General features: G+C 75.7%; 2 protein-coding genes. One reads left to right on the top strand and one right to left on the bottom strand.

All coding sequences use genetic code 11. The features are described from left to right. A partial coding sequence (locus QH283_RS19815) for a biotin carboxylase N-terminal domain-containing protein (protein WP_280504483.1) occupies positions 1-678 on the bottom strand: 678 nt, incomplete at its 3' end. A gap of 79 nt (positions 679-757) precedes the next feature. Between QH283_RS19815 and QH283_RS19810 the strand changes: the two genes are divergently transcribed. Further along, the gene (locus QH283_RS19810) at positions 758-1,366 is read left to right on the top strand and encodes an HAD family hydrolase (RefSeq protein ID WP_280504482.1); all 609 of its coding nucleotides are present in this window, start codon (positions 758-760) and stop codon (positions 1,364-1,366) included. Positions 1,367-1,454: the final 88 nt, after the last annotated feature.

Genomic DNA, 1,454 nt, shown 5'->3' with positions numbered 1-1,454 from the left:
CCTCCTGCCCCCCCCCCCCCCCGGCGGGGGGGGGGGGCGGGCGGCCACGCCCTGTCCCCCCTGGGGCCGGCCCCGGGCCCCCCCCGCTCCGGCCCCCCCCCGGGGGCCGCCCAAGGCGGCACGCGCCTCGTCGCGGCACTGCGCCCAGGCGGCGGCGAGTTCGTCCGCGACCCTGACTTCGCGCAGGCCACGGCCACCGCCGCCCGCCGCCGCCTTGACCATCACGCCGTCCGGGTGCGTGGCAAGCAGCGCCGCCGCCGCGTCGAGGTCCGCCCCGACGGCGGTGCCGGGCAACACCGGCAGGCCGGCGCGCTCGGCGGCCGCGCGGGCGGCCACCTTGTCGCCGAAAGTGGCCAGCACCCCCGGATCGGGGCCGACGAACACCAACCCGGCCTCGGCACACGCGCGGGCGAATTCCGGGTTCTCGCTGAGGAATCCGTAGCCTGGGTGGACCACCGCGCCCCGTCCCGCGCGCGTGGCTGCGGCCACCACCGAGGGGATGTCCAGATAGGCGGGCACACCCTCGCCGGGCAGTTCGACGGCCTCGTCGGCCAGCCGGACCTGGGGCGCTTCGCGTTCGGCGCCGGTGTGCACGACGAGCGTCCGATACCCCCGTGCCCGTGCGGTCCGCACGATCCTCACCGCGATCTCGCCTCTGTTCACCACGACCACACGCATGTGGTCAGTGTCGCGGACGACTCCGGCGACCGGGAGGCGGGGGCGGGCGAGGCGATGGCACGACGGTTAGGGTCGGGTGGTGCGCTTGACCGTCGGTTTCGACCTCGATATGACACTCATCGACTCCAGGCCAGGGGTGGCCAGGGCCGTCGATGTGGTCGCCGCTGAATTCGACCTGCCCGTGCGCGGCGCCGATGTCATGGACAAGCTCGGCCCGCCGATGCCGATGCTGCTGGCCGAGGCGGGCCTGGACGCCGAACTCGTGCCCGCCTTCGTCGCCCGCTACCGCGAGTTCTATCCGTCCGTTGTCGCCGAGATGCCCGCGCTGCCGGGCGCCGAGGCCGCCCTGGCCGCGGTCGTCGGGCACGGCGGCCGGGTGCTCGTGGTCACCGGCAAGCACACGCCGTTCGCGCGGCTGCACATGGAGCATCTCGGCTGGCAGGTGGACGCGGTGGTCGGCGACCTGTGGGCGGGCGCCAAATCCTCGGCGCTGCGCGAGCACGGCGCGCACATCTTCGTCGGCGATCACGCCGGGGACATGCACGGCGCCAAGGGCGCGGACGCACTGGCCGTCGGTGTGACCACCGGGCCGTGCGACGCCGACGAGCTGCGAGCCGCCGGCGCCGATGTCGTGCTGAGCGATCTCACCGATTTCCCGGCCTGGCTGGCCGAGCGGGCCGTCGCCTGATCGCCTGCCGCAGGCCGGTGCGGCGGCGGTGTCCCTCGCGCACGGTCGCGGTGATCGCCCGCGCCTGACCCGGCGCCGTCGCGAGCGC

Origin of the sequence: Nocardia farcinica, from assembly GCF_029867845.1 — a bacterium.
In the GTDB taxonomy this organism is placed as follows: Bacteria; Actinomycetota; Actinomycetes; order Mycobacteriales; family Mycobacteriaceae; genus Nocardia; species Nocardia farcinica_A.
Note: the sequence above shows the minus strand (reverse complement) of the source record. Positions and strands in the feature narration are given on the sequence as shown.